The sequence below is a fragment of the Bradyrhizobium arachidis genome (assembly GCF_015291705.1).
Classification (GTDB): domain Bacteria; phylum Pseudomonadota; class Alphaproteobacteria; order Rhizobiales; family Xanthobacteraceae; genus Bradyrhizobium; species Bradyrhizobium arachidis.
The window spans coordinates 915,959-938,300 of the sequence record NZ_CP030050.1 but is presented as its reverse complement, the minus strand read 5'-3'; the positions used below and the strand labels follow the sequence as shown (position 1 = coordinate 938,300).

Here is a 22,342-nt window from a genome sequence, read left to right as displayed (position 1 = left end):
CCGGGCGTGGCGGGCTACGGATCGCTGCAAATCTTCATCGTGGTGACGTTAGCACCGATGGGATGGCCGACAATCTCCGAAAGCGTCTGGCACGTACCGTGATGGCACAGCCGCCATTCTCCTGCCGCGCCGGAATTGCCCAGCACCACCTCCGGCATCGGCGCGCGTTTCGGTTGCCATTGAAACCAGCCGTCGACCAGCCGCGCCTCGGGTGGCGGCTCCATTCCGGGCCCGGTGCCTTTGACGCGGGCCTGCACCAGCTCAAGGCCGGCGGGCGTCACGCGCCAGTCTTCCTGCCAGTCGACCCTGGCGATCGAATGCGTCCACACCAGCGTGAAGGCGGACAGCGCGAGCGCCTTCACGCCTCCCGCTGTTGCGAAGCAGAGGCTCACACCGCCTCGACTGCTGCCGGCGGGCGCTGCCGCCACTGCCACAGCACCAGCGCAGCCGAGAGCACGAAGCCCGCGGTGTCGCTGAAGGCGAAATCGCCGAGCAGGCACATCGCGGCGCCGAGCGCGACCACACGTTCGAGCAGCGTCAGCCGCGTGAACAGGAAGCCGATCGCCACCATGCCGAACAGCGCGATCGCCACCAGCGCCTTGAAGCTCGCGAGCGCCACCGCGCCGTAGAAGCCGAGCTTGGCCGCCATGGGATCGCCGGCCTGCAGCATCAGCGCAGGCGAATAGACGAAGATGAACGGAATGACGTAGCCGGCAAGCGCAATGCGCATCGCCTCCCAGCCGATCTTGTCCGGATTCTCCTTCGCGATCGGCGCCGCCGCAAGCGCGGCGAGCGCCACCGGCGGCGAGAGGTCGGCCATGATGCCGTAATAGAACGCGAACATGTGGCTCGCGATCAGGGGCACCCCTAACTTCGCCAGCGCCGGCGCGGCCAGCGCGGCGGTGATGATGTAGGTCGGGATGGTCGGAATGCCGGTGCCGAGCAGGATCGACAGCAGCATGGTCATGATCAGCGCCAGGAACAGGCTCTTCTCGCCGAGCCCGATCACCCAGCTGCCGAAAATGGTGCCGACGCCGGTCTGCGACATCATGCCGATGATGACACCAACGATGGCGCAGGCCATGCCGACGGTGATGGCGGATTTGGCGCTCTCGGCCAGCGCATCGCGGCACTCGCGCAAGGCCTTCAGCCCGCCGCGGATGAAGGCCGTGATCACGATCAGCCCGACCACGACGCTCGCGACCGGCACGATCTGGAGGCCGTCGCGCGACAGCGCCGCGACGACCAGCGCAAGCCCGACCCAGAAGATGGTGCGGATCACCATCGACGACGCGCCGGTCGTGATCGCGGTGCCGAGGATCAGGGCCACCGTGAGCGCAAGGCCCATGCTGCCGGCATAAAGCGGCGTAAAGCCTTCGAACAGCATGTAGACGAGAGCGGCGAGCGGGAGCACGAGGTACCAGCGCGTCACCAGCGCCTTCCACGCGCTCGGGATCTCCGAGCGCTTCATGCCGACGAGGCCGTGCTTGCCGGCTTCCAGATGCACCATCCAGAACGCCGAGGCGAAATAGAGGATCGCGGGGATCGCGGCGGCCTTGACGATCTCCGAGTATTGGACGCCGAGCGTCTCGGCCATGATGAAGGCGACCGCACCCATCACCGGCGGCATGATCTGGCCGCCCATCGAGGCCGTCGCCTCGACGCCCGCGGCGAAGGCGCGGCGGTAGCCGAACTTGATCATCAGGGGAATGGTGAACTGGCCGACGGTGACGACGTTGGCGACGCCCGAGCCGGAGATCGTGCCCATCATGCCCGAGGCGAACACCGCGACCTTCGCGGGGCCGCCGCGGGTGCGGCCGAACAGGCCGAGCGACACGTCGGTGAAGAGCTGGATCATGCCGGCGCGCTCCAGGAACGAGCCGAACAGGATGAACAGGAAGATGTAGGTCGCCGAGACGTAGATCGGCACGCCGTAAAAGCCTTCGGTGCCGAACGACAGATGCGTGACGATCTGGTCGAAATCATAACCGCGATGATTGAGCGGCGACGGCAGGTATTGCCCGAAGAACCAGTAGAGCAGGCACGCGCCGCACATCAGCGGCAGCGCCGCGCCCATCAGGCGCCGCGTGCCCTCGAAGATCAGCACGGCAAGCAGCGTGCCGACCGCGAGATCGAGCTTGGTCGGATCGCCGTCGCGCGCGATCAGATCGGCATAGAATATCCATTGATAGAGCCCGCAGAAGAAACCGGCGGCGCCGATCACCCAGCCGAGCGCACGGCCCGCATTGCTCTTCGCGGTGAAATTGGCGATCAGGCCGAAGGTGAGCAGGACCAGGAAGCCGACATGGACGCCGCGCACCACCTGGCTCGGCAGATAATTGAAGGCGGCGACATAGAGCTGGAAGGTCGCGAACGCGATGCCGACCCAATAGGCGAGCGTGCCCCACCAGCCAGGGCCGAAGCCTTCCGGAAAACCATGCTCGAAATTATCGAACTCGACCTTGATGGGCGCCGCCGCGGTGCCCTCTGTCTTTTCCAGCATTTTAAATCGTCCTCAGCCGTCCAGCGCTTATAGCTTGGCACGGTCCACCCGCGCCGTCATGCCCGGGCATGTCCCGGGCATCCACGATCTTTCTCGCCTGCCCATAGAACGTGGATGGCCGGGACAAGCCCGGCCATGACGCCTACTGCGAGAGCCGAACTTACTTGATCAGCCCTTTTTCCTTGTAATAGCGGATCGCGCCGGGATGCAGCGGAACCGGGCTGCCGGTGGCGGCGGTCTCGAGCTTGATCTCCTTGCCGGCGGCGTGCGCGTTGGCGAGCTCGGGCAGCGACTCGTAGACCAGCTTTGTCATCTGATAGGCGAGATCATCCGACACCGCCGAGCTGGTGACGAGATAGTTCACCACGGCCGCGGTCGGCACGTCCTTGTCCTGACCGGTATAGGTGTTGGCCGGAATGGTCGCGGAGATGAAGGGCGGGCCGATCTTGTCCACGGTCTCCTTCGGCACCGACACCACGGTGATCGAGGCCGAGGTCGAGAGGTCCTTCAGCGAAGCGACGCCAAGGCCGGCCGACTGCAGCGTCGCGCCCAGCTGGCGGTTCTTCATGAGGTCGACGGATTCGGCGAAGGGCAGATATTCGACCTTGCCGAGGTCCTTGTAGCTCATGCCAGCCGCCGCCAGGATCGCGCGGGAATTCAGCTCGGTGCCCGATTTGGGCGCGCCGACCGACAGGCTCTTGCCCTTGAGGTCGGCCAGCGTCTTGATGCCGCTCTCGGCGGTCGCGACGATCTGGATGTAGTTCGGATAGATCGCGCCGATGGTGCGCAGCTTGTCCAGCTTGTTCTTGAAGCCGGCTTCCTCCTCGCCATCCCAGGCAGCCTTGAGCGAGTCGCCCAGCGTGAACGCCAGCTCGCCGCGGCCCTGCTGCAGCAGGATCAAATTCTCGACCGACGCCTTGGTGGCCTGCACCTGCGTCTTCACGTTCGGAATCTTGTCGCCGTAGATCTTCCCGATCGCGACGCCGAGCGGATAGTAGACGCCGGAGGTGCCACCGGTCAGCACGTTGATGAAAGACTGCGCATGCGCGCAAGGTGCCGACGCCGCCAGAGCAAGAGCCGCGGCCGCGCCGAAAATCGTCCGTTTCATGGTTGTTGTACTCCCCAAACCGGCGGCGAAATTGGCCGGATGAGGGATGCGGGTCAACCCATCCAAAAGGCAAAACAGCACTGCGGTAAACGGCCGTTCCGGCTCGACTTTTTGGGAACCGGCCGGTGCGGCGAGGTGGCGCAGGCGGATGCGAGCGAACCCGAGTGAGGGTCAAAAACTCGTGCCGCTGGACTCGATGTAACCTCTCCCGCTTGCGGGAGAGGTCGCGCCGAAGGCGCGGGTGAGGGCTTTCTCCTCCTGGGGATTATCCCGTTGCGGCAACACCCTCTCCCCCGCAAGCGGGGGAGGGAGCGCACCTTCTACGGGGCGACGATCAAGCGCGCGTCACCGGCGCAGTATCACTGGAACGTCATGTCCAGGCACTTGGAGATGTCGGAGCCGAGGCCGGAGGAGATGGTGATGCAGCCGCGCACCTTCTGCGCGGTGACGTCGGCGGCCCAGATCGAATAGCCACCGGGGCCGAAGAACGAGTTGGTGTTCGGCGGCTCGGTCTCGGTCGCGTCGAAATCGTACTTGCCGTCGGTCTCGAAGATGCGCGGCTTCTTGGTACAGCCGCCGTCGGTCTGGACGTTGATGACCTCCTTGTTGTCGCGGGTCAGCGCCAGCGAGACCTGGCAGCGGAAATATTCCGAGGTCTTGGTGTTGAAGAGATAGGTGTAGGACTTGCAGGTCGCGGTGTTCAGCTTGCCCGGGGCAAGGCCGCGGCTGCAGGAAATGCGCTGGTTGTGGCTGAGCTGGTAGTCATCGGCCCTGGCGGCCGGCGCCAGCATCGTCAGCAGCAGCGCGGCAGCCGGGCAAACTCTCATCACATGCTTCATCCGAATCACCCCCACCAATATTTTTGTCGAATTGCGTTCTAGACTGAAAGCGGAACATAGTCGCGCGGGGACGAAGGGAAAATCACAAACTGCTGGGCAGGACGTGATGCGCCGCGGCGCTATCGCAAATTGACCCGGACACACCGTTCGTGATTTGTTCAAAACGGATGCCCCAACGATGGGGAGGATAGATGATGGCATTTTCAACGAAGACGTTTGCACTTGTAGCCGTGCTCGGCGCATTTGCCGCGCCCGCATGCGCGCAAGCCCCGGCAACGCCGTGGGAGCTCAAGCCCGACACGGGCTATGCCTATGACAAGGAAGGCAAGACCTTTTCCTACAGGATGGGCACCAGCAACGCCGGCGAGCTCTTGAAGGGCGCCAAGAAGGTGCCGAAGGGCACGCTGTTCTTCATCGGCCACAACGGCCAGCTCTACATGCGCAGCGGCCCGTATCTCGAAGGCGACGGCAAGTTCAAGTTCGGGCCGGACCAGTAGGACGGCGATGACGGTGCGCTCCCTCGCCCCTTTCTTACGGGGAGAGGGTTGGGGTGAGGGGCTTCTCTCCGCGCATGAGATTTGTCGAGGGACCTGTACCCCCTCACCCGAATTCGATCTGCGATCGAATTCGACCTCTCCCGCAGGCGGGGAGAGGTGCAAAAGACAGCGTCTTAAAACGCCCCCGCCAATTCCCTCGCGCCGGCATTGCTGCTGTTCGAGTCCATCCGCGTATCCGTCACCGCCAACAGCTTGGCTACCGTGTTGTGGCGGATCGCGACCGGGTTGCGCTCGTAGCCGCCGCGCTGGAAGAAGTTCGAGGTCGGCACCTGCTCGCGCATCGCCTGCGGCATCGTCACCATGTCGAGCCCGGTGCCGTCGCCGGTGAGGTTCATCATCTCGAGCTCGGCGGCGCTGAGCGGACGGGTGAAGCCCTTGGCGCGCGCGAACAGCACCGACGTCAGGAGCTTGTGGGTCTGCAGCATCGGCCCGACATCGACGTCGAGCACCATGGCATGCATGGCCCAGCCCTGCGCGGTGTTGCCGATCTTCTCGTGCTCCGACCAGGTGTCGGGCACCGACTTCGCATGCGCCACCATTTTCTTCAGCACGGCGAGCTTGTGCTCGAGCGACTGGCGCGCCGGCCCGGAGGTCCGCGCCACCTTGTCGGAGAGCGCGCGGATGAATTCATGGCCCTGCTCGGCCAGCAGCTCGACGCTGTTGGTGGTCAAGAGCTGGTTGTAGCCGATCGCGGTCGAGATCGCGCGCTTGCCGCCATGCTCGATGCCGGCCTGCACGTCGTAGCTGCCGGTGCCGCCGGTCTCGAACGAATAGACCCGCACCGCCTGCTCGCGCGTCAGCCCCGAGCCGAGCGCGTAGCGCGCATAGGCGCGCTTGAACTCGAGCTCGTTGGACGGGCGCTGCGGCGTGAACTGGTAGAGCTCCTGCGCCGCGCGCAGGAGATCGGCGACGACGGGAATCGGCTTCCTGGTGGGACGCTCCGGCGTCTCCTCCGGCTCCGGGTTCACCGGCCGCTTCGGCCCGTTATAGAGCGGCGGGTGCTCCAGCACGTAATCGTCGAGCGTGACCTGCTGGCCGTTGCGCCGCTTGGCGTTGCGCCCTTTCCGCTTCTCCGAGATCTGGCTCCAATAGGCGCCGGCCTCCTCGTCGAAGGCCGCGCGCGCCGCCTGATATTCCCCGAGCTTGCGGCGATATTCGAGCACGGCAGCAGACGCCCCACCTTGCGCGAAGAACTGCGACAGCAGCTGCGCATTGGCGTTGCGGACGGCCGGCGGCAGCGCATCGGCCTCGCCGCCACGCGCGGTGGGCGCGAGCAGGAGAAACGCGAACGGAACCAACGCCAGAGAATTTCGAATCGAGTGATGCATGCTGCCCTCTTAGCAGGCATCCGGTAACCGTCACGTTAACACGCCGTTTACCATCTCATTTCCAGGCGAACACCGGCTGTTCCAGGTCGGTGACGCGGGTGTGACGCCCCGCCAGCACCTCGCGGAACTGGTAGATCAGCGCCGCCGTCGGCGCGTGGATCAGGCTCATCTGGTGATGGAAGCGGATCACCCGGCGCGTGCTTTCGGGGATCGCGGTGAAATCGAAGGCGTCGTCATGCTCGATCGTGTCGAGCGCGATGCGATGGACGGAGGCGACCTCGTCCGGATTCGGGTTGATCGCGGCACTGTCGGCGGCCCACACCACGACCGGCGTGATCAGATAGCCCGAGCGGGTCGGATAGTCGTCGAGCAGGCCGAGCACCGCGTCGGCTGAAAGCTTGAGCGCGAGCTCTTCATCGAGCTCGCGCAGCGCCGCCTCGACCGGCGTCTCGCCGGCGTCGCAGCGCCCGCCCGGCAGCGCCCATTGGCCGCGATGCGCACGCAAGCTCGATGCACGCCTGGTGAGCAGGAAGGCCGTGTCGTCGCCGTCACTGGATTCAGTCAGCGCTAGCACGACCGCGGCGCGCTTCAGCGCCGACGGTTCGGCCTCATCAGGCAGCCGCGCGAAGGCCGCGCAGGCCTCTGCGATATTCCGTCTGGTGGCATCGTCGAAAGCTCTCATGATGCTTGACTACACCAGGACCGCATCTGATGAAACGAGGAGAGACAGCATTGCAGGAATGGACGGAGCGATGACGAGCAAGGCCGCCGCAAGGCTGAAATCAGACGGCTGGACCATCATGGAAACCACGGGCTTCCTGCACCTGATCGGCCCGTTGTGGGAGCGCAAGGTCGACGGCCATTACGAATTCGCGCTCGCGACAGAAGACAAGCATCACAATCGTCGCGGCATGGTCCAGGGCGGCGTGATGATGACCTTCGCCGACCGCACCTGCGGCATGACAGCCCGCTACGTCTCCGGCAAGGAATACATGGCGACGGTGCAACTCGACACCCATTTCGTCGAAGCCGGCCAGATCGGCGACATCCTGATCTCCCGCCCCCGCGTGGTCCGCTCGACCCGCAGCCTGATCTTCATGAGCACCGAGGTGACGGTGGATGATCGCTGCATCGTGATGGCAAATGGTGTGTTCAAGATCTTGAAGGGGCCGGGGTAGGTCGCGGTCAGGCTGCCACTGCAGGTCGCCAGACCCACGCTGTCATTCCCCGCGAAGGCGGGGAATCCAGTACGCCGCGGCCTCTCGATCGATCACAACTGTCTCGGAGTACTGGATCGCCCGCCTTCGCGGGCGATGACACCGAGTGTGGGGCATGACCGCGCCCCACCCCGTCATTGCGAGCGCAGCGAAGCAATCCAGAAATCTCTCCGCGGACGCAGCTCTGGATTGCTTCGCTGCGCTCGCAATGACGGACCTGGGCGGCTATGCTGCGCCCCAACGAAGCGTTGAGGACCCGCCCATGCAATACCGTCAGCTCGGCCGCAGCGGCCTGAAAGTGTCGCCGATCTGCTTGGGCACCATGATGTTCGGCGGGCCGACCGATGAAGCCGCCTCGAAGCGGATCATCGACAAGGCGCGCGGCGCCGGCATCAATTTCATCGACACGGCGGATGCCTATTCAAAGGGCGCATCCGAGGAAGTCGTCGGCCGCGCCATCGCCGGCAACCGCCACGCCTGGGTGCTCGCCACAAAGCTCGCGAACCCCATGAACACTGGAATGGGCGACGATCCCAATCGCGTCGGCCTGTCGCGGCGCTGGGTGTTGCAGGCGGCCGACGAAAGCCTGAAGCGGCTCGGCACCGATCACATCGACATCTACTATCTGCATAAGGAAGACCATGCGACGCCGCTGGAGGAGACCGTGCGCGCGATGGGCGACCTGATCCGCGCCGGCAAGGTGCGCTATTTCGGCGTCTCGAACTATCGCGCCTGGCGCGTCGCCGAGATCTGCAACATCTGCGACCGGCTCGGCATCGACCGGCCCGCAGTGAGCCAGCCTTATTACAACGCGATGAACCGCATGCCCGAGGTCGAGCACTTTCCGGCCTGCGCCTATTACGGCCTCGGCATCGTACCCTACAGCCCGCTGGCGCGCGGCGTGCTCACCGGCAAGTACAAGCCGGATGCTGCTCCCGACAAGGAGACGCGCGCCGGCCGCAACGACACCCGCATGATGCAGACCGAATGGCGGCCGGAATCGCTCCAGCTCGCGCAGGAGATCAAGAGCCACGCCGAAAAAGAGGGCATCACCGCCGGCCAGTTCGCGGTCGCCTGGGTGCTGAACTCCGCGTTCGTCTCCTCGATCGTCGCGGGCCCCCGTACCGAGGAGCAATGGGACGGCTATATCAGCGCGCTCGACTACCGCTTCACCGCCGATGATGAGGCGCTGATCGACCGTCTGGTCGTTCCCGGTCATCCCTCGACGCCGGGCTACAACGACCCGGCCTATCCGATCGAAGGACGCCGCGCGCGGACGGCTTGAATTTTTGGAGGCGACGATGGCGCTTGAAGACCGCTACGGACTGCCGCTCTCCACAACTTCGTCCGAGGCCGCATCGGACTATCGCGACGGCGTCGACCTCATGCTTGCGGGGTGGACCGGCACGGCGGAGACGCTGGAGCGCGCCATCGCGGCCGATCCGGATTTCGCGCTTGCCCACATCGCCCGCGCCCGCGTGCATGCCTTCTACCAGCAGGGCGATCTCGCACGGCAGAAGGCTGCGCTCGCGCGCGAGCTCGTCGCCAGGCGCGGCACCGATCGCGAGCGCTCGCATGTCGAGACGCTGTCGCTCGCCATCGAGGGCCGGCTGCCCGAGGCGATCGCATCGACGCTGAAGCACGTCGAGGCATGGCCGCGCGATGCCGTCGTGCTGTCGCTGCCGCTCGGCGCCTTCGGCCTGTTCGCCTTCTCCGGCATGGCCGACCACGACCGCGCCCGGTTTGAGCTGTGTGAGCGCGTAGCGCATCACTATGGCGAAGACTGGTGGTTCCTCACCCTGTATGGCTGGGCCATGACCGAGAACGGTGATGTCGCGCGCGGCCGTGGTGTCACCGAACGTGGTTTTGATCTGCGCCGCGCCAACGCCCACGCCGCGCATGCCGTGCTGCATGCGATGTTCGAGGACGGCTCGATCGAGGAGGCCGATCGTCTGGTCGACCAGTGGATCCCAACCTATGATCGCGCCGGAATTTTGCACGGCCATATCCGCTGGCATCAGGCGCTCGGCGCGCTCGAGCATGGCGATGCCGCCCGCGCGCTCGCGATCTATGCCGACGTGCTGCAGCCTTCCGCCACGCAGGCGCCACCGCTGAACGTCGTCACCGACAGCGCCTCGCTGCTCTGGCGCCTGTCGGCCTACGGCCACGACGTGCCGCAGGCGCTCTGGGTCGAGGCCGACGCCGCCGCGCAAAAACTGTTTCCGAAATCGAGCCTGTCCTTTGCCGACGTCCACATGGCGCTGTTCGCGGCCGCGACGCAAAATCGCGACGCGCTCACTGCCCGCCTTGCCGTGATCGAGCAGCGGCTCGCCGAGGGCAAGCTGCCGGCCGGCTCCGTGGTGCCGGCAATCTGCCGGGCGCTCGCGGCCTTCGCGGATGAGGACTACCGAGCCTGCGTGCAGACGCTGGCGCCCGCGCTCGGCGAGGTCGTGCGCATCGGCGGCAGCCACGCCCAGCGCGAGCTGATCGAGGACACCTACATCGTCGCCCTCATGCGCAGCGGCGAAGTGCCTCGCGCCCGCGCGCTGCTCGATGCCCGCCTGCACCGCCGCCCGTCCCTGCGCGATACGCGCTGGCAGGCGGCGATGGCTTGAGGCAGGATTAAGAAAAACAGACCGGAGGACGCCATGACCGAGATCGTCGCGCTGGAGGCGCTGGTCGCGCGCATTGCGCCGGGACAGTCGCTGGCGATCCCGGTCGACAGTTCCGGCGTCGCGATGGCGGCGACCGCGGCGTTGCTCGAGACGGGGATCAGCGATGTCAGGCTGATCTGCGTGCCGATCTCCGGCATGCAGGCCGACCTCCTGATCGGCGCCGGCGCGATCGCCTCGCTCGAGACCAGCGCGGTGTCGCTGGGCGAGGCCGGCGGCGCACCGCGCTTCACGGCCGGCGTCAAGAGCGGCGCCTTCGCATTGCGGGATTCGACCTGCCCCGCCATTTACGCCGGCCTCCTCGCGGCGCAGAAGGGCGTGCCGTTCATGCCGATCGCCGGCATCATCGGCAGCGATCTCCTCAACGTGCGGCCCGACTGGCAGGTGATCGACAGTCCCGTCGGCGAAGCGCGCAAGGTGGTCGTGGTACCCGCGATCGCCCCCGATGTCGCGCTGTTTCACGCGCCCGAGGCCGACCGCGCCGGCAATGTCCGTATCGGCCGCCATCGCGAGCTCGCGGAGCTTGCCTATGCCGCCAAACGCACGCTGGTCACCGTCGAGCGCATCGTCGACCGCAATTTGCTGGAGACGGAGGATTCGGCCGCCGGCGTGCTGCCGTCGCTCTACGTCGACACCGTTGCGGTTGCCGTGCGCGGCGCCTGGCCGCTCGCGCTGTGGGACGAATATCCCGCCGACGAAGCCGAGATCGCGCGCTACGCGGCGATGGCGCGCAGCGAGGAGGGCTTCCGCGCCTATCTCTCGACTTTCCTGTCGCATCGCAAGCAGGTGGCCTGATGTCGGCCGAGCGCGAACGGCGCGAGATCCTGATCGCCGCCATCGCCGATCTGCTCGACGGCATCCGTCACGTCGCGGTCGGCGCCTCGTCGCCGATCCCCGCGACCGGCGCCATGCTGCTGCGCGCCCGCAACGAGCTCTGTGGCAAGCCGCCGGTGCGCATCTCGATCCTGGGCTCGCAGGCGCATAATTTCTTCACCAATGGCGGCATCGAGCTGTTCGACTGCGCCGCGCAAGGTAGGGTCGACGCCTTCTTCCTCGGCGGCGGCCAGATCGACGGAGAGGGCAACATCAACCTGGTCGGCACCGGCGATTATCCGGCCAGCAGCGTGCGCTGGCCCGGCTCGTTCGGCTCGGCCTATCTCTATCACCTCATTCCGCGCGTGATCCTGTTTCGCGAGGAGCATTCGCCGCGCGTGTTCGTGCCCAAGGTCGATTTCGTCAGCGCCCGGGCGATCACGCCGGAAGTGCCTCGCCGCGGCGGCCCACATGCGCTGCTGACCAACATGGCGCTGTTCGACTTCGACCGCAAAGCGGGCCGTTTCGCTCTGTGCTCGGTCCACCCGCCCTTCACGCCGGCTGACATCAGGGAGAATACCGGCTTCGACTATGACGAGCCGGAGGTCGTGCGCGAAACGCCACGGCCCGATGCGGCGACGCTTTCGCTGCTGCGCGGACGGATTTTCGACGAGCTCGCCGAGACTTATCCGGCCTTTGCGCGGGCCATGAGACAGGCGGCATGACCCTTCTTTGCCACGAAAAAAACACCGGCCTGACGGCAAGTGTCCGCCGGGACGGGTTTGGGTGATGGGGCGAATCGCCGATGGGTGGTGCGGTGGTATTCCAGTCGGGTTTGACGGCACAAACGGGATCGCAACCAATTTCGGCTTCGATGGTTGTTGGACGGGATGATTCCGTGGCCCCTTGGCATACGAGCCTGACGATGCGCCTCCGCAAACCGGTTCTGGCCGCAACGCTCCTCGCGCTGGCATGCGCAAGTCCTTGTTTCGCCGAGTCTTCCGCGCCGATCCCGGTCAACAATCCGCAGCCCCAGCAGAACGCCTATATCGATCTGCTGGCGCTGATCTCCGGCCACTGCAAGACGCTGAAGGTCGCCGGCCGCACCCTCGCCTGCAAGACGGTGGCCTACGCCCATGGCGACAAGGGCCGGGTCAATTTCGCGGTCGCGGTCGACGATCCCGCCGATGCGAATCACGTGGTGTCGTTCTCGGGGGAGAACGGCAAGCGCGCCGACGACAATTCCTATGAGCTGCCGGTCGACCGCATGCTGCTCAACTCCAAGGACCGGCCCAAGGTCGACGGCCTGCCGGTGCCGGCCGAGCAGGTCTCCAGAGGCGTCTGCCGCCAGACCGGCAATTTCGCCGCCAGGAAGGTCAACGACGTCACCTGCTCGGCAACCGACAGCGAAGGCCGGACCTACGAGCTGCTGTTCGTCTCCGACGGCAAGCCGGTGAGCGTGCGCCGCATCCGGCAATCGGCGCCGTCGATCCAGGATCCGTTCAAGTAGCGATCTTCGGCCTCGCCCCGCTTGTCGCGGGCCGACCCGCATCCTTCCGTTGAAACTCCGGGTCTTGCGGGTATGCTTCCGGCGCGCGTCCTCATGGAGGAGGCCGGATTGCAACCGGAGGCGGGACCGAGACTCCAGCAATGCGTCAGATCACCGGGCTCGCGCGCGTCCTGATCCTCTGCCTGTTTGCCAGCCTGTCGCACCAATGCATCGCGACTGAGGGTCCGCGGCAGCGTTCGGTCGTGGTCCTGGAGGAAGCCGATTTTCGCTCGCCGTTCTACTCGGAGATCTTTTCCGGCATCCGCGCCGCCGCCAAGCAGAACGGCAAGGCACACACGGTGATCTACGGCGAGAGCCTCGACCTCGCCCGCTTCCCGGGACCGGACTATGAGGAGAGCCTGGTCGATCACCTCAAGACCAAATATGCGCGCCGGCCGATCGACGCGATCGTTTCGATCGGCGTCGCATCGGCGAAATTCCTTCAGCAACGGAAGCAGCAGATCTGGCCCGGCGCCCCCGTCGTGTACGGCTTCGTGCCCGATCTGCCCGAGACGCGCGCGCTGTTCCTGCCCGACTCGACGGCCGTCTTCGCCAGGGTGAGGCCGGCACATCTCCTGACTGCGGCGCGCGCCATCGTTCCCGACCTGACACGTGTCGTCCTCGTCGGCGATGCCTGGAAGAATCCGCTGGTCTACGGATACTGGAAGCAGGACTTCGCGGCGGCGATGCCCGATCTCGAGGTCACCGATTTGTCCGGCCTGGTGCTCCGCGAGGTGCGCGAGCGGGTCGCCTCCCTGCCCGACCGCTCCGCGATCCTGACCTCGGCGATGTATTCCGACGGCGAAGGCACCTATTATGCGCCGGCCTCGGCCCTCGCACGCGTCGCCGAGACCGCGAACCGCCCGATCGTCATTACCTCCGATACGTTCCTCGGCCGGTCGGGAGTCGGCGGCTTCCTGCTGCTGCCCGAAATCATCGGACGGGAAACCGGCGAAGTGGCGATGCGGATTCTCAACGGAGAAGCGCCGTCGAGCATCCCGCCCGTTACAGGGAACAACGTGAAGCCGATCTTCGACTGGCGGCAGCTGCAACACTGGAACGTGGATGAAGCCAACCTTCCGCCGGGCAGCGAGGTGCGTTTCCGGGAAGCGAGCTTCTGGCAGCAATATTACTGGCACTCGACCGTCGTCGCCGGCGTGGTGCTGGTGCAGGCACTGCTGATCACCGGCCTGCTGCACCAACGCCGCTTGCGATTCCTGGCGGAGATCGAGGCACGCCAGCGCATGTCTGAGCTTGCCCATCTGAATCGCCGCGCGACGGTGGGAGAGATGTCCGCCTCGATCGCGCACGAATTGAGCCAGCCGCTGGCCGCCATCATGATCAATGCCGAGGCCGCCAGGGAGGTGTTGCGGCATTCCACGCCGGACCTCGGCGAAGTCGGAAACATCCTGGACAACATCCGCCACGACGACCAGCGCGCAAGCGAGGTCATCGCCCGGCTCCGGATGTTCCTGAAGAGGGATCCGACTGAGCGGCGCGAGCTCGACCTCAACGCGACGGTCGGCGAGGTGTTTCGATTCCTGTCGGTGCAGGCCCTGACCCACGATGTCGGGCTTGCGACGGAGCCGGCGCCCGCCGACATTCGCGTGAAAGCCGACAAGGTCCAGCTGCAGCAAGCCATCCTGAATCTGGTCGTGAACGCCATGGATGCAGTCGCCCATCTTCCCGACGAGCGGCGCCGCATCGTCGGCCGAACCAGTCTCGTCGACGGCAAACAGGCCGTCGTCTCCATTGCCGATGCGGGCGATGGCATCCTTGCGGACAAGCTGACCGAGATCTTCAAGCCGTTCTTCACGACCAAGGCGCAAGGCATGGGCATCGGCCTGTCGATCGCGCGCACCATCGTCGAAGCCCATGGCGGCCGGATCTGGGCCGAGAACGCGCCGACGGGCGGCGCCGTCTTTCACATCAGCCTGCCGCTGGCAGCGTAGGCAGCCCTCTTATGGAGCGACCCATGACGCGCGACCGTCTGTTCCTGCTGCGCCCCGGTTTCGAGGACCCGGCGTTTCCGAACCAGCGCTTCTATTGCTGGCACTGCGCGCTGATCGAGGGCGTGCTGGCCTCGTTTCCGGCGCTCGCCGAACAGCTCGACGTCGCGCGCATCGCCTGGCCGCGGCCGCGGCAGGCGGTGATCGCGCTGGTCGGCGAGGAGAACCAGTCGTTGCCGCTGCTCGTGCTGGCGGAGGGAGCGACATCGCGGCACCAGACCGGCAGCCATCAGGGCCGCGCCTTCGTCGCCGACAAGGACGCGATCCTCGCGGCGCTATCCGAGCGCCATGGATTCCCCGATCCGCATCCATAAGTCTTGTAGCCCGGATGGCGTCCCGAAATGAGGGAAGATCGGCATTGCGCGGATTCCTCCTCGTCTCGCATATTCCGTTCAGCGCGCAGTTCGAAAGATCCGCTCCATGCCCCATCCCCTCCCCGCCCTCATCGTCGTCGACGTCCAGTGCGCCTTCGACGAATGGGAAGCCGCGGGCAAGCGGCGCAACAATCCGGACGCAGTTAAGCGTATCGCCGACCTGCTGAAGGCGTTCAGGGCCAATGGCGCACCGATCTTCCACATCCGCCATGAGGGGACCAAGCCGAACTCGACATTCCTGCCGTCGCGTACCGGCTACGCCGTCAAGGACGAGGCGCGCGAGCTGCCGGGCGAGCCCGTCATCGTCAAGCGCGTCAACAGCGCCTTCATCGGCACCGATCTCGAGCAGCGCCTGCGCGCTCGTCACATCACCACGCTCGTGATCTGCGGCGCCACCACCAATCATTGCGTCGAGACCACGACGCGGATGGCCGGCAATCTCGGCTTCGATGCGCGTCTCGTTCGCGACGCGACCTGGACCTTCGACCGCATCGGACCTGACGGCGACGCGCATTCCGCCGAGGCGATCCATGCGATGACGCTATCGAATCTGAACGGCGAATTCGCGCGCATCGTCACCACCGGTGACGTGGTCGCGTCATTCGCGGCGGAGTGATGGCGGCGGCGTGATCGACATCGCCGATGCGACAATACATCTCACGAGACTCGACGACTCGCGCAGAATGAGACTGCGCGCGCTGCGTCGTTTCGACGCCCGCACTGGACGGAACGCAGCCGACCTCCATCTGTTGTCACACGACATTCAACTGGAGTGATGACATGAAGTATCTCTTTGTCGCGCTGGCGGTCGGGGCTGCGGCGGTTGCCGGCGGATCTGCGGCGCACGCGGCCAACAACACAAGCGCGAAGCAAAGCGCGCGAGGAAGCCAATCGACCGACATCAGCGCACAGCACCGGCACCATCATCATGGCTACCGCCATCATCACTGGCGCCATCACCACCATGGCTACTATCGCCCGCACTACAGGAGCTACGGCTACTATCCGCGGCACCACGGCTATTACGGTGGCGGACCCTACGGATATTACGGCGGTGGCGGTCCCGGCGTGACGTTCAGCTTCGGCGGCAGCCGCTGGTAACGTAAAAGGCCCGCAGCGATGCGGGCCTCTCTTTCTCAATGATGGTCTGATCGTCATAGCGGGGGCTTGACGAAATAACTATGCCCGCAGGATCATCCCCGCCGTCTCCAGCCCGCTCGTCAGCGCCGCCTCGACCGTGCCCATGTCGCGGCCGCGATAGAGCGCTTCGCCGGAGAACAGCACGGGACCATCGGCGCGCGCGAGCATCGCCTGCGCCGCACGCGTACGCGGCGTCGCCCAGGAATAGGCGCCACGGGCGAAGGGATCGTGCGCCCAATTGATCGCCGCGGCTGCGACGAGGTCGCGCGCAATCTCCTCGCGCGACAGGCCGAAAATGGCGGCAAGCGAATCGATGCCAGCATTGATCAGTCCCTGCGGATCGAGACCTTGCAGCTCCGCCGTGCGCGGGCCGCCGAACCAGCCTGTGAGCACGGGATGCTGATCCGGATATCGCGTCCACCACACCGGGATCGTTTCGCCAGAGAGCAGGAAAGTCATGTCCGCGAGATCCTGCTTGCGCTCGCGCCACCACGGCCGCGCGAAACGCAGCACGATCTTGATGACGCTGCCGAAACCGATGTCGTCGGCAGCCGCAGCCTTCGCGCGCGCGCTCGCCGGCAGCGCGATGTCGCGGAGCAGCGGCAGCGGCACGGTGATGATCACGCGATCGCAGCCATGCACCTCGCCGCTGGTGCAGCGAACGGCCAATACGCCGCCCTCCTCCTCGATGGCCGATACCACGGAACCGAAGCGGATCGCCGCGCCATGCCGGCGGCACTCGGCCGCCAGAAAATCGATCAGCGCGCCATAGCCGCCCTTGATGCGCGCCTGCGCATGGTGGCCGCCGTCCATCCATTCCTCGCGTAGCGCCAGGATGGAGGCGCGCTCGGGATCGGCGGCATCGTAGCCTTCGACCATCCGCTCGATCGAATGGCGCAGCCGCGCATATTGCTCCCCGGCAAAATGACGGCGCAGGAATTCGGCGACGGTGAGATCGTCCTTCAGCTGGCTGAGCACGGTGTGAAGCTCCGCCTCATGCGGATCGCGGCGATCCTCGCGCGACAATTTTGTGCCGTCAAAACTCCACTGCGTGCCCGCGATCCCCTGCAACGACAGTCCGGCCTCGCGCAGCAGAGCGCGCGTGACCGGCGCCTCGCCATGGATGAATTCGGCGCCGCCGTCGGCAGGATAGCCGAATTCCGACGCCGGCAACGGATGGATGCGCCCGCCGCAGCGCTCGCGCGCCTCCAGGATCGTCACCGCCCGGCCCGCACGTGCGAGCGCGCGCGCCGCCATCAACCCGGCCGCGCCGGCGCCGACGATGATGATGTGCTCCGACTTGTTCGACATGCCGGCGCTTCACGTCGCTGCGGCTTGCGGATCGTTCTTGATCAGGTAGCGCAGCAGCAGCACACCGCCGCCGAGCTCCCGCGTGCTCTCCAGCGTCATCGCCGTGATCGGCGCGCGCTTGTCGCCATCCGCCTCAGTCGAATCGAACACGAACGGGGCGCCCTTCGCGCCATCGATCGCGGGGCTGAGGATCAGGTTGAATTCGTCGATCAGACCGGCACGCAGGAACGCACCATTGGCGACACCGCCGCCCTCCACCAGCAGACGCTTTACCCCAAGGTCGCGGTTGAGGATGTCCAGCGCCAGCGTCAGGTCGATCTCGGACGCGCCGGCGAAGATGTAGGACACGCCCTCGCCGCGAAGCCCGGCCAGATGTGAATCCGGCACGCCCTCGGTCAGCACGACGACGATCGGATCGCCGCCGATATCCGAACGGCCCCAACCGATCTTGCCCTGGGCATCGAGCACGACGCCATAGCTCTTCACATCCGGGCCTTTGCCATCGCCCCAGGCGAACCAGCTCTTGCGTGGAAAGGTCTCGCTGGACGCCGCGGGATAGGGTTTGCCCTTGGCAAACTCCGAGCCGGTGACGCGGCCGATCACCCAGGCATCGCCGCCGAGCTCCTCGTGAACCGTCTCGAACCAGTCCGTGCCCGCGCCCTTCGGACGCCAGCGGCTCGGATGCGTGCGGCCATCGAGGCTCGAGTGCATCAGACAGATGACGTAGGGCTTCATGCAAATTCTCCGTACCCGCTTGTCAGACCGCCCCGCCGCCCTTGGCGCGATCGTTCACGATCACGGCGAGCGGATTGAGCTTGGGCGGCGCGACCAGCTTGAGCGTGTTGCTGTCGTGATGATTGAACGGCGCGCCGCGCACGAACAACTCGGTCTGGATCAGATAGGTCCAGCTTTCGTCCTCGTTGAAGGTGATGTCGCAGCGGTAGGAATCGGTGCGGAAGGCCTGTTCCAGGAAATCGGTCGAGCAGATCCCGTAGGCGGTGTCGCCGCGCTTCGCGGTGACGGAGATCTTTCTGTCATCAGGCCCGGCCTTGCCGGAGGCAAGCAAGACCTGCCCGCGCGGGATCGCCAGCGTCTGCAGGATCAGCCCGGTCGCGGGCTCCCACAGCCAGTAGCCGACCTGGTCGTGGAAGGTGATGTCTTCCTCGGGCGTGTTGATGTGGATGTGATAGCGCAAGCCATAGAACAGCTGCGGGCCATTGGCCTGCGGATCGATCGGGTCCATCCGGATGTGCTCGATGAAGGTCCGCCGCTCCGGCCCTTCCGCCTTCGGATTGATGTCGATGCCCTTGTCCGCCTGCCAGGTGCCGGCCAGACGGCGCAGCGGGCCGAGATTGGCAAGGGCGTCAGGCGAAACGTCGTCGGGCTCAGTGAAGATGTCGGCGGGAATGGGGAGCATGGGGGGCCTCGCGTCGTTGCGCGGAGCAAGCAATAGCACGGAGGCGGGAACCTGGCTCGTACTCAAGCCTCACAATCGCGAATGGACATCGGCGCTATGCGCAGGTGATCGCCGGGCGTCCCGCCTGATCCGTCGCCTGGTGGATCACTGCGAACCACCTGACAACGGGCAGCCGAGCGTGGTCCGTTCGGAGGGGAAGCCAAGCCACGAAACGAGCACTGCTGACACCACGCTGGCAGTATCCATGAGAAACAGTGTGACCTTGAGATCGCGGCAACTGGCAGGAGAAGTCATCGTGAACAGGCAGACTTTCCGCGTGGAGCCTTTGTCGACCTATATCGAGGCGCGGGGCGTTCCGGTCTCTCCGGTCGTCCGGCATGAAAACCTGGTCTATGTATCCCAACAGCCGCCTTATGACCCCGCAACGGGCGAGATCAAGCGCGTATCGGTAGAGCGGCAGACGGAAATCGTTCTTGACCAGATGAAATTGTGCCTGGAGGCAGCCGGCACATCGCTCGAAAAGGTCATTAAGTGCCACGTCTATTGCAACGACCCGGCGCACTTCCAAACGATAAATGCCGTATACGCGCGCTATTTTCCAGCTGACCCGCCGGCCCGGAGCTTCATCTTTGTTTCCGGCTGGCATGGTCCATTTGACGTCGAAGTCGATTGTGTCGCCGGAGTTTAGCTAAAGCATGATCCGGAAAAGTGCGCAGCGGTTTTCCGAAAAGATCATGCTCAAACAACAACCTAAAGCGCGATGACGATTCATCCTAATCTCATCGCGCTTTAGGCCCGCATGAGCGACTCATGCGGGCGCGCTCTGAGTTGATGCCAGCTCCCTCAGCGCCAGCCCGCTGCCAACGCGACGCTGCTGCAATATGCTGAAGTCTCACCGGTGCGCCAGCCGGTGACCCGTCCGGCCTCCTTGCATTCGTCGTAGCTCTTGTAGTTGCCGACATTTCGGCATGTGGCCGAGTACACGCCGCCCGAGGCGTTGCAGCCGACCCAGGGCTTGTCGCCTGTCTTGAAGCTCGATTGGCAGCCGCCGGCGCAGCTGCCCGTTTCGCGCTCGAGCTTGGCAAGCTTCGCGGCGTCCGACATCGGTGCGGCGGGGGTTGCTACGACGGCTCGGGGCGTGGCGACAGGCCTGGTGCTGCGGATGGCCACGTGATGCGTCGGCCTGTGCGGCCTCGCCACCTGCTTCGGCGCTTCGACCATGACGCCGGGAAGCTGAGTGTCTGCGGGGGTCGGTTGCGACATTGCCGGGCCGCCGAAGGCGCACAGCAGTGCAATGGACGAGATGGCGACAGCGGGACGCGCAAGGAAGCGGGACGAGATTCTCATGGACCTGTCCTTCCAAATGTGGGGACAGTCAATTCCATCCCCCAGATGGAAAGTTATCACACGCGAAATGCAGTTGCATCGCTGAATCTTGCAACTAGCTACGGATCGGGCTGCGCGGAATCAACGATGCACGTGCCACAGTTTTAATCAGGCGATTGCGGTGACAGCGCACCAATAAGCGGATTTGCGATGTGCAATACCGATTGCTGGCGTGTGCATTCCGCTTCGCGCGGATTCAGCCCGCTTTCGAACCGGTGATCGCAGCAAGCGCCTCGACGAGCCGGTCGAGATCGGCCTCCTCGGTGTAGAGCGCCGGCGTCACGCGGATGCATTGGCCCTTGGCGACGCCCGCGCGGCGAACCGTCAGGACCTGGTAGGTGTCCCTGAGCGTCGCCACGGTGGCGTCGTTGTCGGCCTTGCTGGTCCTGCCGGCGAGGCGGAAGGACGTGATCGCCCCATAGAGGCCAGCCTCATCCGGCGTCAGGATCTCGAGGCCCTTGAAGCCCCTGCTACGACTGACCCAGTAGTCGCGCAAATAGCGCAGGCGGGCCTGTTTCGCTGCCGCGCCGATCTGCTGATGGAGCTCGACGGCCGCGGGCACCGTCAGCACCGTCGCGAAATTGACCGTGCCGGTGTGCACCCGCGAGCGGATGTCGGTTTCCGGGAAATCCTCGTCACCGAGGTCGCGATCGATGTCGGCGAAGCGCCCCTTCTTGATGTAGAGGAAACCCACGCCGAGCGGCGCGCCGATCCATTTATGCAGGTTGAAGCCGGCAAAATCGACCTCGAGCTCGCCCACCCTGAAGTCCAGCTGGCCCCAGGAATGCGCGGCGTCGACGATGACGTCGACGCCCTTCGCCCTGGCCATGCGAGCGATCTCCGTGACCGGCATGATGAGACCGGTGCGATGGCTGACATGGGTGAGGAGGAGGAGCCTCGTCTTCGGATTTGCCTCGAGGGCGCGGGCATAGGCGTCGAGCACGGCCTGACGGGTGGCCGGCTCCGGCACCTCGAACTTGACCACGTCGACACCGCGGCGCGCCTTCAGCGCGTTCATCGCATACTGCATCGAATCATAGTCGAGGTCGGCATAAAGCACGCTGTCGCCAGGCCTCAGTCTGTTGTAGCCGCTGATCAGAAGCTGCAGCGCTTCGGTCGCGCCGCGGGTAAGCGCGATTTCCTCCGGCGCAGCTCCGACCGCCTCCGCCACCCTGGCCCGCACGGCCTCGAAATCAGCACCCGCCCGCTGCCGCGCGTAATAGGTGTTCTGATAGTTGATCATCTCGGACAGGCCGATGAACTCGCGCCTGACAGGCTCGGCCATGATGCCCCAATAGCCGTTCTCCAGATTGACGACGTCGGGCGTCACCGCATAGAGCCCCTTCACGGCCGTCCAATAGGCCTTGTCGGTGGCGATCGCGGCCACAGGTCCCGCCGGCTGCACCGGCAGGCCCTCGGCCGCCATGACCGGCGCCGCCAGCGGCGCAACGGCTGCGGCCGCGAGGCCCTTCAGGATCGACCGGCGGTTGGAAGAAATTGTGTTGATCAGATGCATGTCCCGCCCTCCGCGATGCGCGGCGAAGGGAGCAGCAATCCATGGAACGCCAATGACAGGGCGACGACAGTCTGACGATGCCGGGCGCTGCCCTTCGACCGAAGACCGCTCAGGCGGCTTCCGACATCGATTTCGCACGCTGCTCGAGCACGCCGATCGTCGCGACCAGATTGTCACGTCGCGCGCGAAGGGTCGCCGCGAGCAGCGGATAGGTCGGCTGCTGCGCGTCGAACACCCCGGCTTTCGCCTCTTCCTCGAGAATGTCGGTGTTGAGCAGCCGAACGCGCCACCACAGATCGGCGATCAACCCATCGAGCCGAAGTTCATCGGCAGCACCAGAACGGGACACTTCCTGCATCGCTTTGCCTCAACCTGAAACGGTCTCCATGCCGGGACCGAGCTTTGGCCCTGACTGAGCAAGCGGAGTGCCAGGAATGGTCGGACGCCATCGGGTTGCGGAATTGGCTGCGTGTCAGCGGGCGCTGGCGCACCTTTGCGCGGGCGGATGGCGGAGCCGCCTTTCAGGTTCCGGGGAGGTCTGTGAGGTTCAGCGAACGAGCGATGGTGCCCAGGGAGGGAATCACACACAACCACCGACACAGC

24 protein-coding genes are annotated in these 22,342 nt (G+C 65.4%); 12 read left to right on the top strand and 12 right to left on the bottom strand.

From position 1 onward, the window contains the following. Positions 1 to 14 precede the first annotated feature (14 nt). The 4 genes from WN72_RS04465 to WN72_RS04450 all read right to left on the bottom strand — a co-directional run bounded on the left by WN72_RS04465 (position 15) and on the right by WN72_RS04450 (position 4,450). Positions 15 to 428 (bottom strand): DUF1850 domain-containing protein, encoded by a 414-nt coding sequence (locus WN72_RS04465; protein ID WP_035730438.1) that lies wholly within the window; start codon positions 426 to 428, stop codon positions 15 to 17. Continuing rightward, entirely contained in the window at positions 389 to 2,503 is a 2,115-nt protein-coding gene (locus tag WN72_RS04460) for a TRAP transporter permease (protein ID WP_167381022.1), read from the bottom strand. The genes WN72_RS04465 and WN72_RS04460 overlap by 40 nt, the downstream gene beginning before the upstream one ends. Positions 2,504 to 2,663: 160 nt before the next feature. Next, a complete protein-coding gene (locus tag WN72_RS04455; protein ID WP_092217988.1) occupies positions 2,664 to 3,611 on the bottom strand; it encodes a TAXI family TRAP transporter solute-binding subunit in 948 nt (315 codons plus the stop codon). Between the two features lie 359 nt (positions 3,612 to 3,970). Then, positions 3,971 to 4,450, bottom strand: a complete 480-nt coding sequence (locus tag WN72_RS04450; protein ID WP_027561423.1) for a hypothetical protein — start codon at positions 4,448 to 4,450, stop codon at positions 3,971 to 3,973. 194 nt (positions 4,451 to 4,644) lie between these two features. Between WN72_RS04450 and WN72_RS04445 the strand changes: the two genes are divergently transcribed. Continuing rightward, positions 4,645 to 4,947 carry a hypothetical protein gene (locus WN72_RS04445; protein ID WP_027561424.1) on the top strand — a complete coding sequence of 101 codons (303 nt, stop codon included), beginning with the start codon at positions 4,645 to 4,647 and terminating at the stop codon, positions 4,945 to 4,947. Between the two features lie 173 nt (positions 4,948 to 5,120). Here WN72_RS04445 and WN72_RS04440 read toward each other — a convergent pair whose 3' ends face one another. Both WN72_RS04440 and WN72_RS04435 read right to left on the bottom strand, forming a co-directional pair. After that, positions 5,121 to 6,335, bottom strand: a complete 1,215-nt coding sequence (locus WN72_RS04440) for a hypothetical protein (protein WP_027561425.1) — start codon at positions 6,333 to 6,335, stop codon at positions 5,121 to 5,123. Between the two features lie 55 nt (positions 6,336 to 6,390). Beyond that, positions 6,391 to 7,020, bottom strand: a complete 630-nt coding sequence (locus tag WN72_RS04435; RefSeq protein ID WP_027561426.1) for an NUDIX hydrolase — start codon at positions 7,018 to 7,020, stop codon at positions 6,391 to 6,393. Between the two features lie 67 nt (positions 7,021 to 7,087). Between WN72_RS04435 and WN72_RS04430 the strand changes: the two genes are divergently transcribed. The 10 genes from WN72_RS04430 to WN72_RS04385 all read left to right on the top strand — a co-directional run bounded on the left by WN72_RS04430 (position 7,088) and on the right by WN72_RS04385 (position 16,070). Further along, complete coding sequence (locus tag WN72_RS04430; RefSeq protein ID WP_027561427.1) at positions 7,088 to 7,513, top strand: PaaI family thioesterase; 426 nt, start codon at positions 7,088 to 7,090, stop codon at positions 7,511 to 7,513. Positions 7,514 to 7,814: 301 nt separating this feature from the next. After that, positions 7,815 to 8,837 carry an aldo/keto reductase gene (locus WN72_RS04425; RefSeq protein ID WP_167381021.1) on the top strand — a complete coding sequence of 341 codons (1,023 nt, stop codon included), beginning with the start codon at positions 7,815 to 7,817 and terminating at the stop codon, positions 8,835 to 8,837. Between the two features lie 16 nt (positions 8,838 to 8,853). Continuing rightward, entirely contained in the window at positions 8,854 to 10,167 is a 1,314-nt protein-coding gene (locus WN72_RS04420; protein ID WP_027561429.1) for a tetratricopeptide repeat protein, read from the top strand. A 33-nt stretch (positions 10,168 to 10,200) separates the two neighbouring features. Further along, positions 10,201 to 11,019, top strand: coding sequence for a CoA transferase subunit A (locus tag WN72_RS04415; RefSeq protein WP_092217986.1), 819 nt, complete (start codon positions 10,201 to 10,203; stop codon positions 11,017 to 11,019). Continuing rightward, positions 11,019 to 11,762 (top strand): CoA transferase, encoded by a 744-nt coding sequence (locus WN72_RS04410; RefSeq protein WP_092217985.1) that lies wholly within the window; start codon positions 11,019 to 11,021, stop codon positions 11,760 to 11,762. The genes WN72_RS04415 and WN72_RS04410 overlap by 1 nt, the downstream gene beginning before the upstream one ends. 200 nt (positions 11,763 to 11,962) lie before the next feature. Next, the gene (locus WN72_RS04405; protein ID WP_092217984.1) at positions 11,963 to 12,547 is read left to right on the top strand and encodes a hypothetical protein; all 585 of its coding nucleotides are present in this window, start codon (positions 11,963 to 11,965) and stop codon (positions 12,545 to 12,547) included. 140 nt (positions 12,548 to 12,687) lie between these two features. After that, on the top strand, positions 12,688 to 14,538 hold the full coding sequence (locus WN72_RS04400) for a sensor histidine kinase (RefSeq protein ID WP_092217983.1): 1,851 nt from the start codon (positions 12,688 to 12,690) through the stop codon (positions 14,536 to 14,538). 23 nt (positions 14,539 to 14,561) lie between these two features. Next, positions 14,562 to 14,909: a DUF3088 domain-containing protein gene (locus WN72_RS04395; RefSeq protein WP_092218024.1), complete on the top strand. Its 348-nt coding sequence runs from the start codon at positions 14,562 to 14,564 to the stop codon at positions 14,907 to 14,909. 106 nt (positions 14,910 to 15,015) lie between these two features. Further along, entirely contained in the window at positions 15,016 to 15,585 is a 570-nt protein-coding gene (locus WN72_RS04390; protein ID WP_092217982.1) for a cysteine hydrolase family protein, read from the top strand. A 164-nt stretch (positions 15,586 to 15,749) separates the two neighbouring features. Next, a complete protein-coding gene (locus WN72_RS04385; protein ID WP_027561436.1) occupies positions 15,750 to 16,070 on the top strand; it encodes a hypothetical protein in 321 nt (106 codons plus the stop codon). Between the two features lie 78 nt (positions 16,071 to 16,148). Here WN72_RS04385 and WN72_RS04380 read toward each other — a convergent pair whose 3' ends face one another. Genes WN72_RS04380 through WN72_RS04370 form a run of 3 tightly spaced genes read right to left on the bottom strand, consistent with a single transcriptional unit; the run spans position 16,149 to position 18,837 of the window. Continuing rightward, a complete protein-coding gene (locus WN72_RS04380) occupies positions 16,149 to 17,420 on the bottom strand; it encodes a flavin monoamine oxidase family protein (protein ID WP_092217980.1) in 1,272 nt (423 codons plus the stop codon). A gap of 9 nt (positions 17,421 to 17,429) precedes the next feature. Further along, entirely contained in the window at positions 17,430 to 18,155 is a 726-nt protein-coding gene (locus WN72_RS04375; RefSeq protein ID WP_092217979.1) for a RibD family protein, read from the bottom strand. 22 nt (positions 18,156 to 18,177) lie between these two features. After that, positions 18,178 to 18,837: an FABP family protein gene (locus WN72_RS04370; RefSeq protein WP_092217978.1), complete on the bottom strand. Its 660-nt coding sequence runs from the start codon at positions 18,835 to 18,837 to the stop codon at positions 18,178 to 18,180. 295 nt (positions 18,838 to 19,132) lie between these two features. Here WN72_RS04370 and WN72_RS04365 point away from each other — a divergent pair, with 295 nt between their 5' ends. Next, on the top strand, positions 19,133 to 19,525 hold the full coding sequence (locus WN72_RS04365) for a RidA family protein (protein ID WP_027561440.1): 393 nt from the start codon (positions 19,133 to 19,135) through the stop codon (positions 19,523 to 19,525). Positions 19,526 to 19,680: 155 nt separating this feature from the next. Here the strand turns inward: WN72_RS04365 and WN72_RS04360 are convergent, their stop codons facing one another. From WN72_RS04360 to WN72_RS04350, 3 genes are all read right to left on the bottom strand, one after another. Then, the gene (locus WN72_RS04360) at positions 19,681 to 20,184 is read right to left on the bottom strand and encodes a hypothetical protein (protein ID WP_092217977.1); all 504 of its coding nucleotides are present in this window, start codon (positions 20,182 to 20,184) and stop codon (positions 19,681 to 19,683) included. A 235-nt stretch (positions 20,185 to 20,419) separates the two neighbouring features. After that, positions 20,420 to 21,739 carry an aminotransferase class V-fold PLP-dependent enzyme gene (locus WN72_RS04355; RefSeq protein ID WP_027561442.1) on the bottom strand — a complete coding sequence of 440 codons (1,320 nt, stop codon included), beginning with the start codon at positions 21,737 to 21,739 and terminating at the stop codon, positions 20,420 to 20,422. 109 nt (positions 21,740 to 21,848) lie between these two features. Beyond that, positions 21,849 to 22,097 carry a hypothetical protein gene (locus tag WN72_RS04350; RefSeq protein WP_027561443.1) on the bottom strand — a complete coding sequence of 83 codons (249 nt, stop codon included), beginning with the start codon at positions 22,095 to 22,097 and terminating at the stop codon, positions 21,849 to 21,851. Positions 22,098 to 22,342 lie beyond the last annotated feature (245 nt).

Coding starts and splice junctions, on each gene's coding strand:
- WN72_RS04460 (WP_167381022.1), bottom strand. CDS start 2,503: ATGCTGGAAAAGACAGAGGGCACCGCGGCGGCGCCCATCAAGGTCGAG.
- WN72_RS04455 (WP_092217988.1), bottom strand. CDS start 3,611: ATGAAACGGACGATTTTCGGCGCGGCCGCGGCTCTTGCTCTGGCGGCG.
- WN72_RS04450 (WP_027561423.1), bottom strand. CDS start 4,450: ATGAAGCATGTGATGAGAGTTTGCCCGGCTGCCGCGCTGCTGCTGACG.
- WN72_RS04445 (WP_027561424.1), top strand. CDS start 4,645: ATGGCATTTTCAACGAAGACGTTTGCACTTGTAGCCGTGCTCGGCGCA.
- WN72_RS04440 (WP_027561425.1), bottom strand. CDS start 6,335: ATGCATCACTCGATTCGAAATTCTCTGGCGTTGGTTCCGTTCGCGTTT.
- WN72_RS04430 (WP_027561427.1), top strand. CDS start 7,088: ATGACGAGCAAGGCCGCCGCAAGGCTGAAATCAGACGGCTGGACCATC.
- WN72_RS04425 (WP_167381021.1), top strand. CDS start 7,815: ATGCAATACCGTCAGCTCGGCCGCAGCGGCCTGAAAGTGTCGCCGATC.
- WN72_RS04420 (WP_027561429.1), top strand. CDS start 8,854: ATGGCGCTTGAAGACCGCTACGGACTGCCGCTCTCCACAACTTCGTCC.
- WN72_RS04415 (WP_092217986.1), top strand. CDS start 10,201: ATGACCGAGATCGTCGCGCTGGAGGCGCTGGTCGCGCGCATTGCGCCG.
- WN72_RS04410 (WP_092217985.1), top strand. CDS start 11,019: ATGTCGGCCGAGCGCGAACGGCGCGAGATCCTGATCGCCGCCATCGCC.
- WN72_RS04405 (WP_092217984.1), top strand. CDS start 11,963: ATGCGCCTCCGCAAACCGGTTCTGGCCGCAACGCTCCTCGCGCTGGCA.
- WN72_RS04400 (WP_092217983.1), top strand. CDS start 12,688: ATGCGTCAGATCACCGGGCTCGCGCGCGTCCTGATCCTCTGCCTGTTT.
- WN72_RS04395 (WP_092218024.1), top strand. CDS start 14,562: ATGACGCGCGACCGTCTGTTCCTGCTGCGCCCCGGTTTCGAGGACCCG.
- WN72_RS04390 (WP_092217982.1), top strand. CDS start 15,016: ATGCCCCATCCCCTCCCCGCCCTCATCGTCGTCGACGTCCAGTGCGCC.
- WN72_RS04385 (WP_027561436.1), top strand. CDS start 15,750: ATGAAGTATCTCTTTGTCGCGCTGGCGGTCGGGGCTGCGGCGGTTGCC.
- WN72_RS04380 (WP_092217980.1), bottom strand. CDS start 17,420: ATGTCGAACAAGTCGGAGCACATCATCATCGTCGGCGCCGGCGCGGCC.
- WN72_RS04375 (WP_092217979.1), bottom strand. CDS start 18,155: ATGAAGCCCTACGTCATCTGTCTGATGCACTCGAGCCTCGATGGCCGC.
- WN72_RS04370 (WP_092217978.1), bottom strand. CDS start 18,837: ATGCTCCCCATTCCCGCCGACATCTTCACTGAGCCCGACGACGTTTCG.
- WN72_RS04360 (WP_092217977.1), bottom strand. CDS start 20,184: ATGAGAATCTCGTCCCGCTTCCTTGCGCGTCCCGCTGTCGCCATCTCG.
- WN72_RS04355 (WP_027561442.1), bottom strand. CDS start 21,739: ATGCATCTGATCAACACAATTTCTTCCAACCGCCGGTCGATCCTGAAG.
- WN72_RS04350 (WP_027561443.1), bottom strand. CDS start 22,097: ATGCAGGAAGTGTCCCGTTCTGGTGCTGCCGATGAACTTCGGCTCGAT.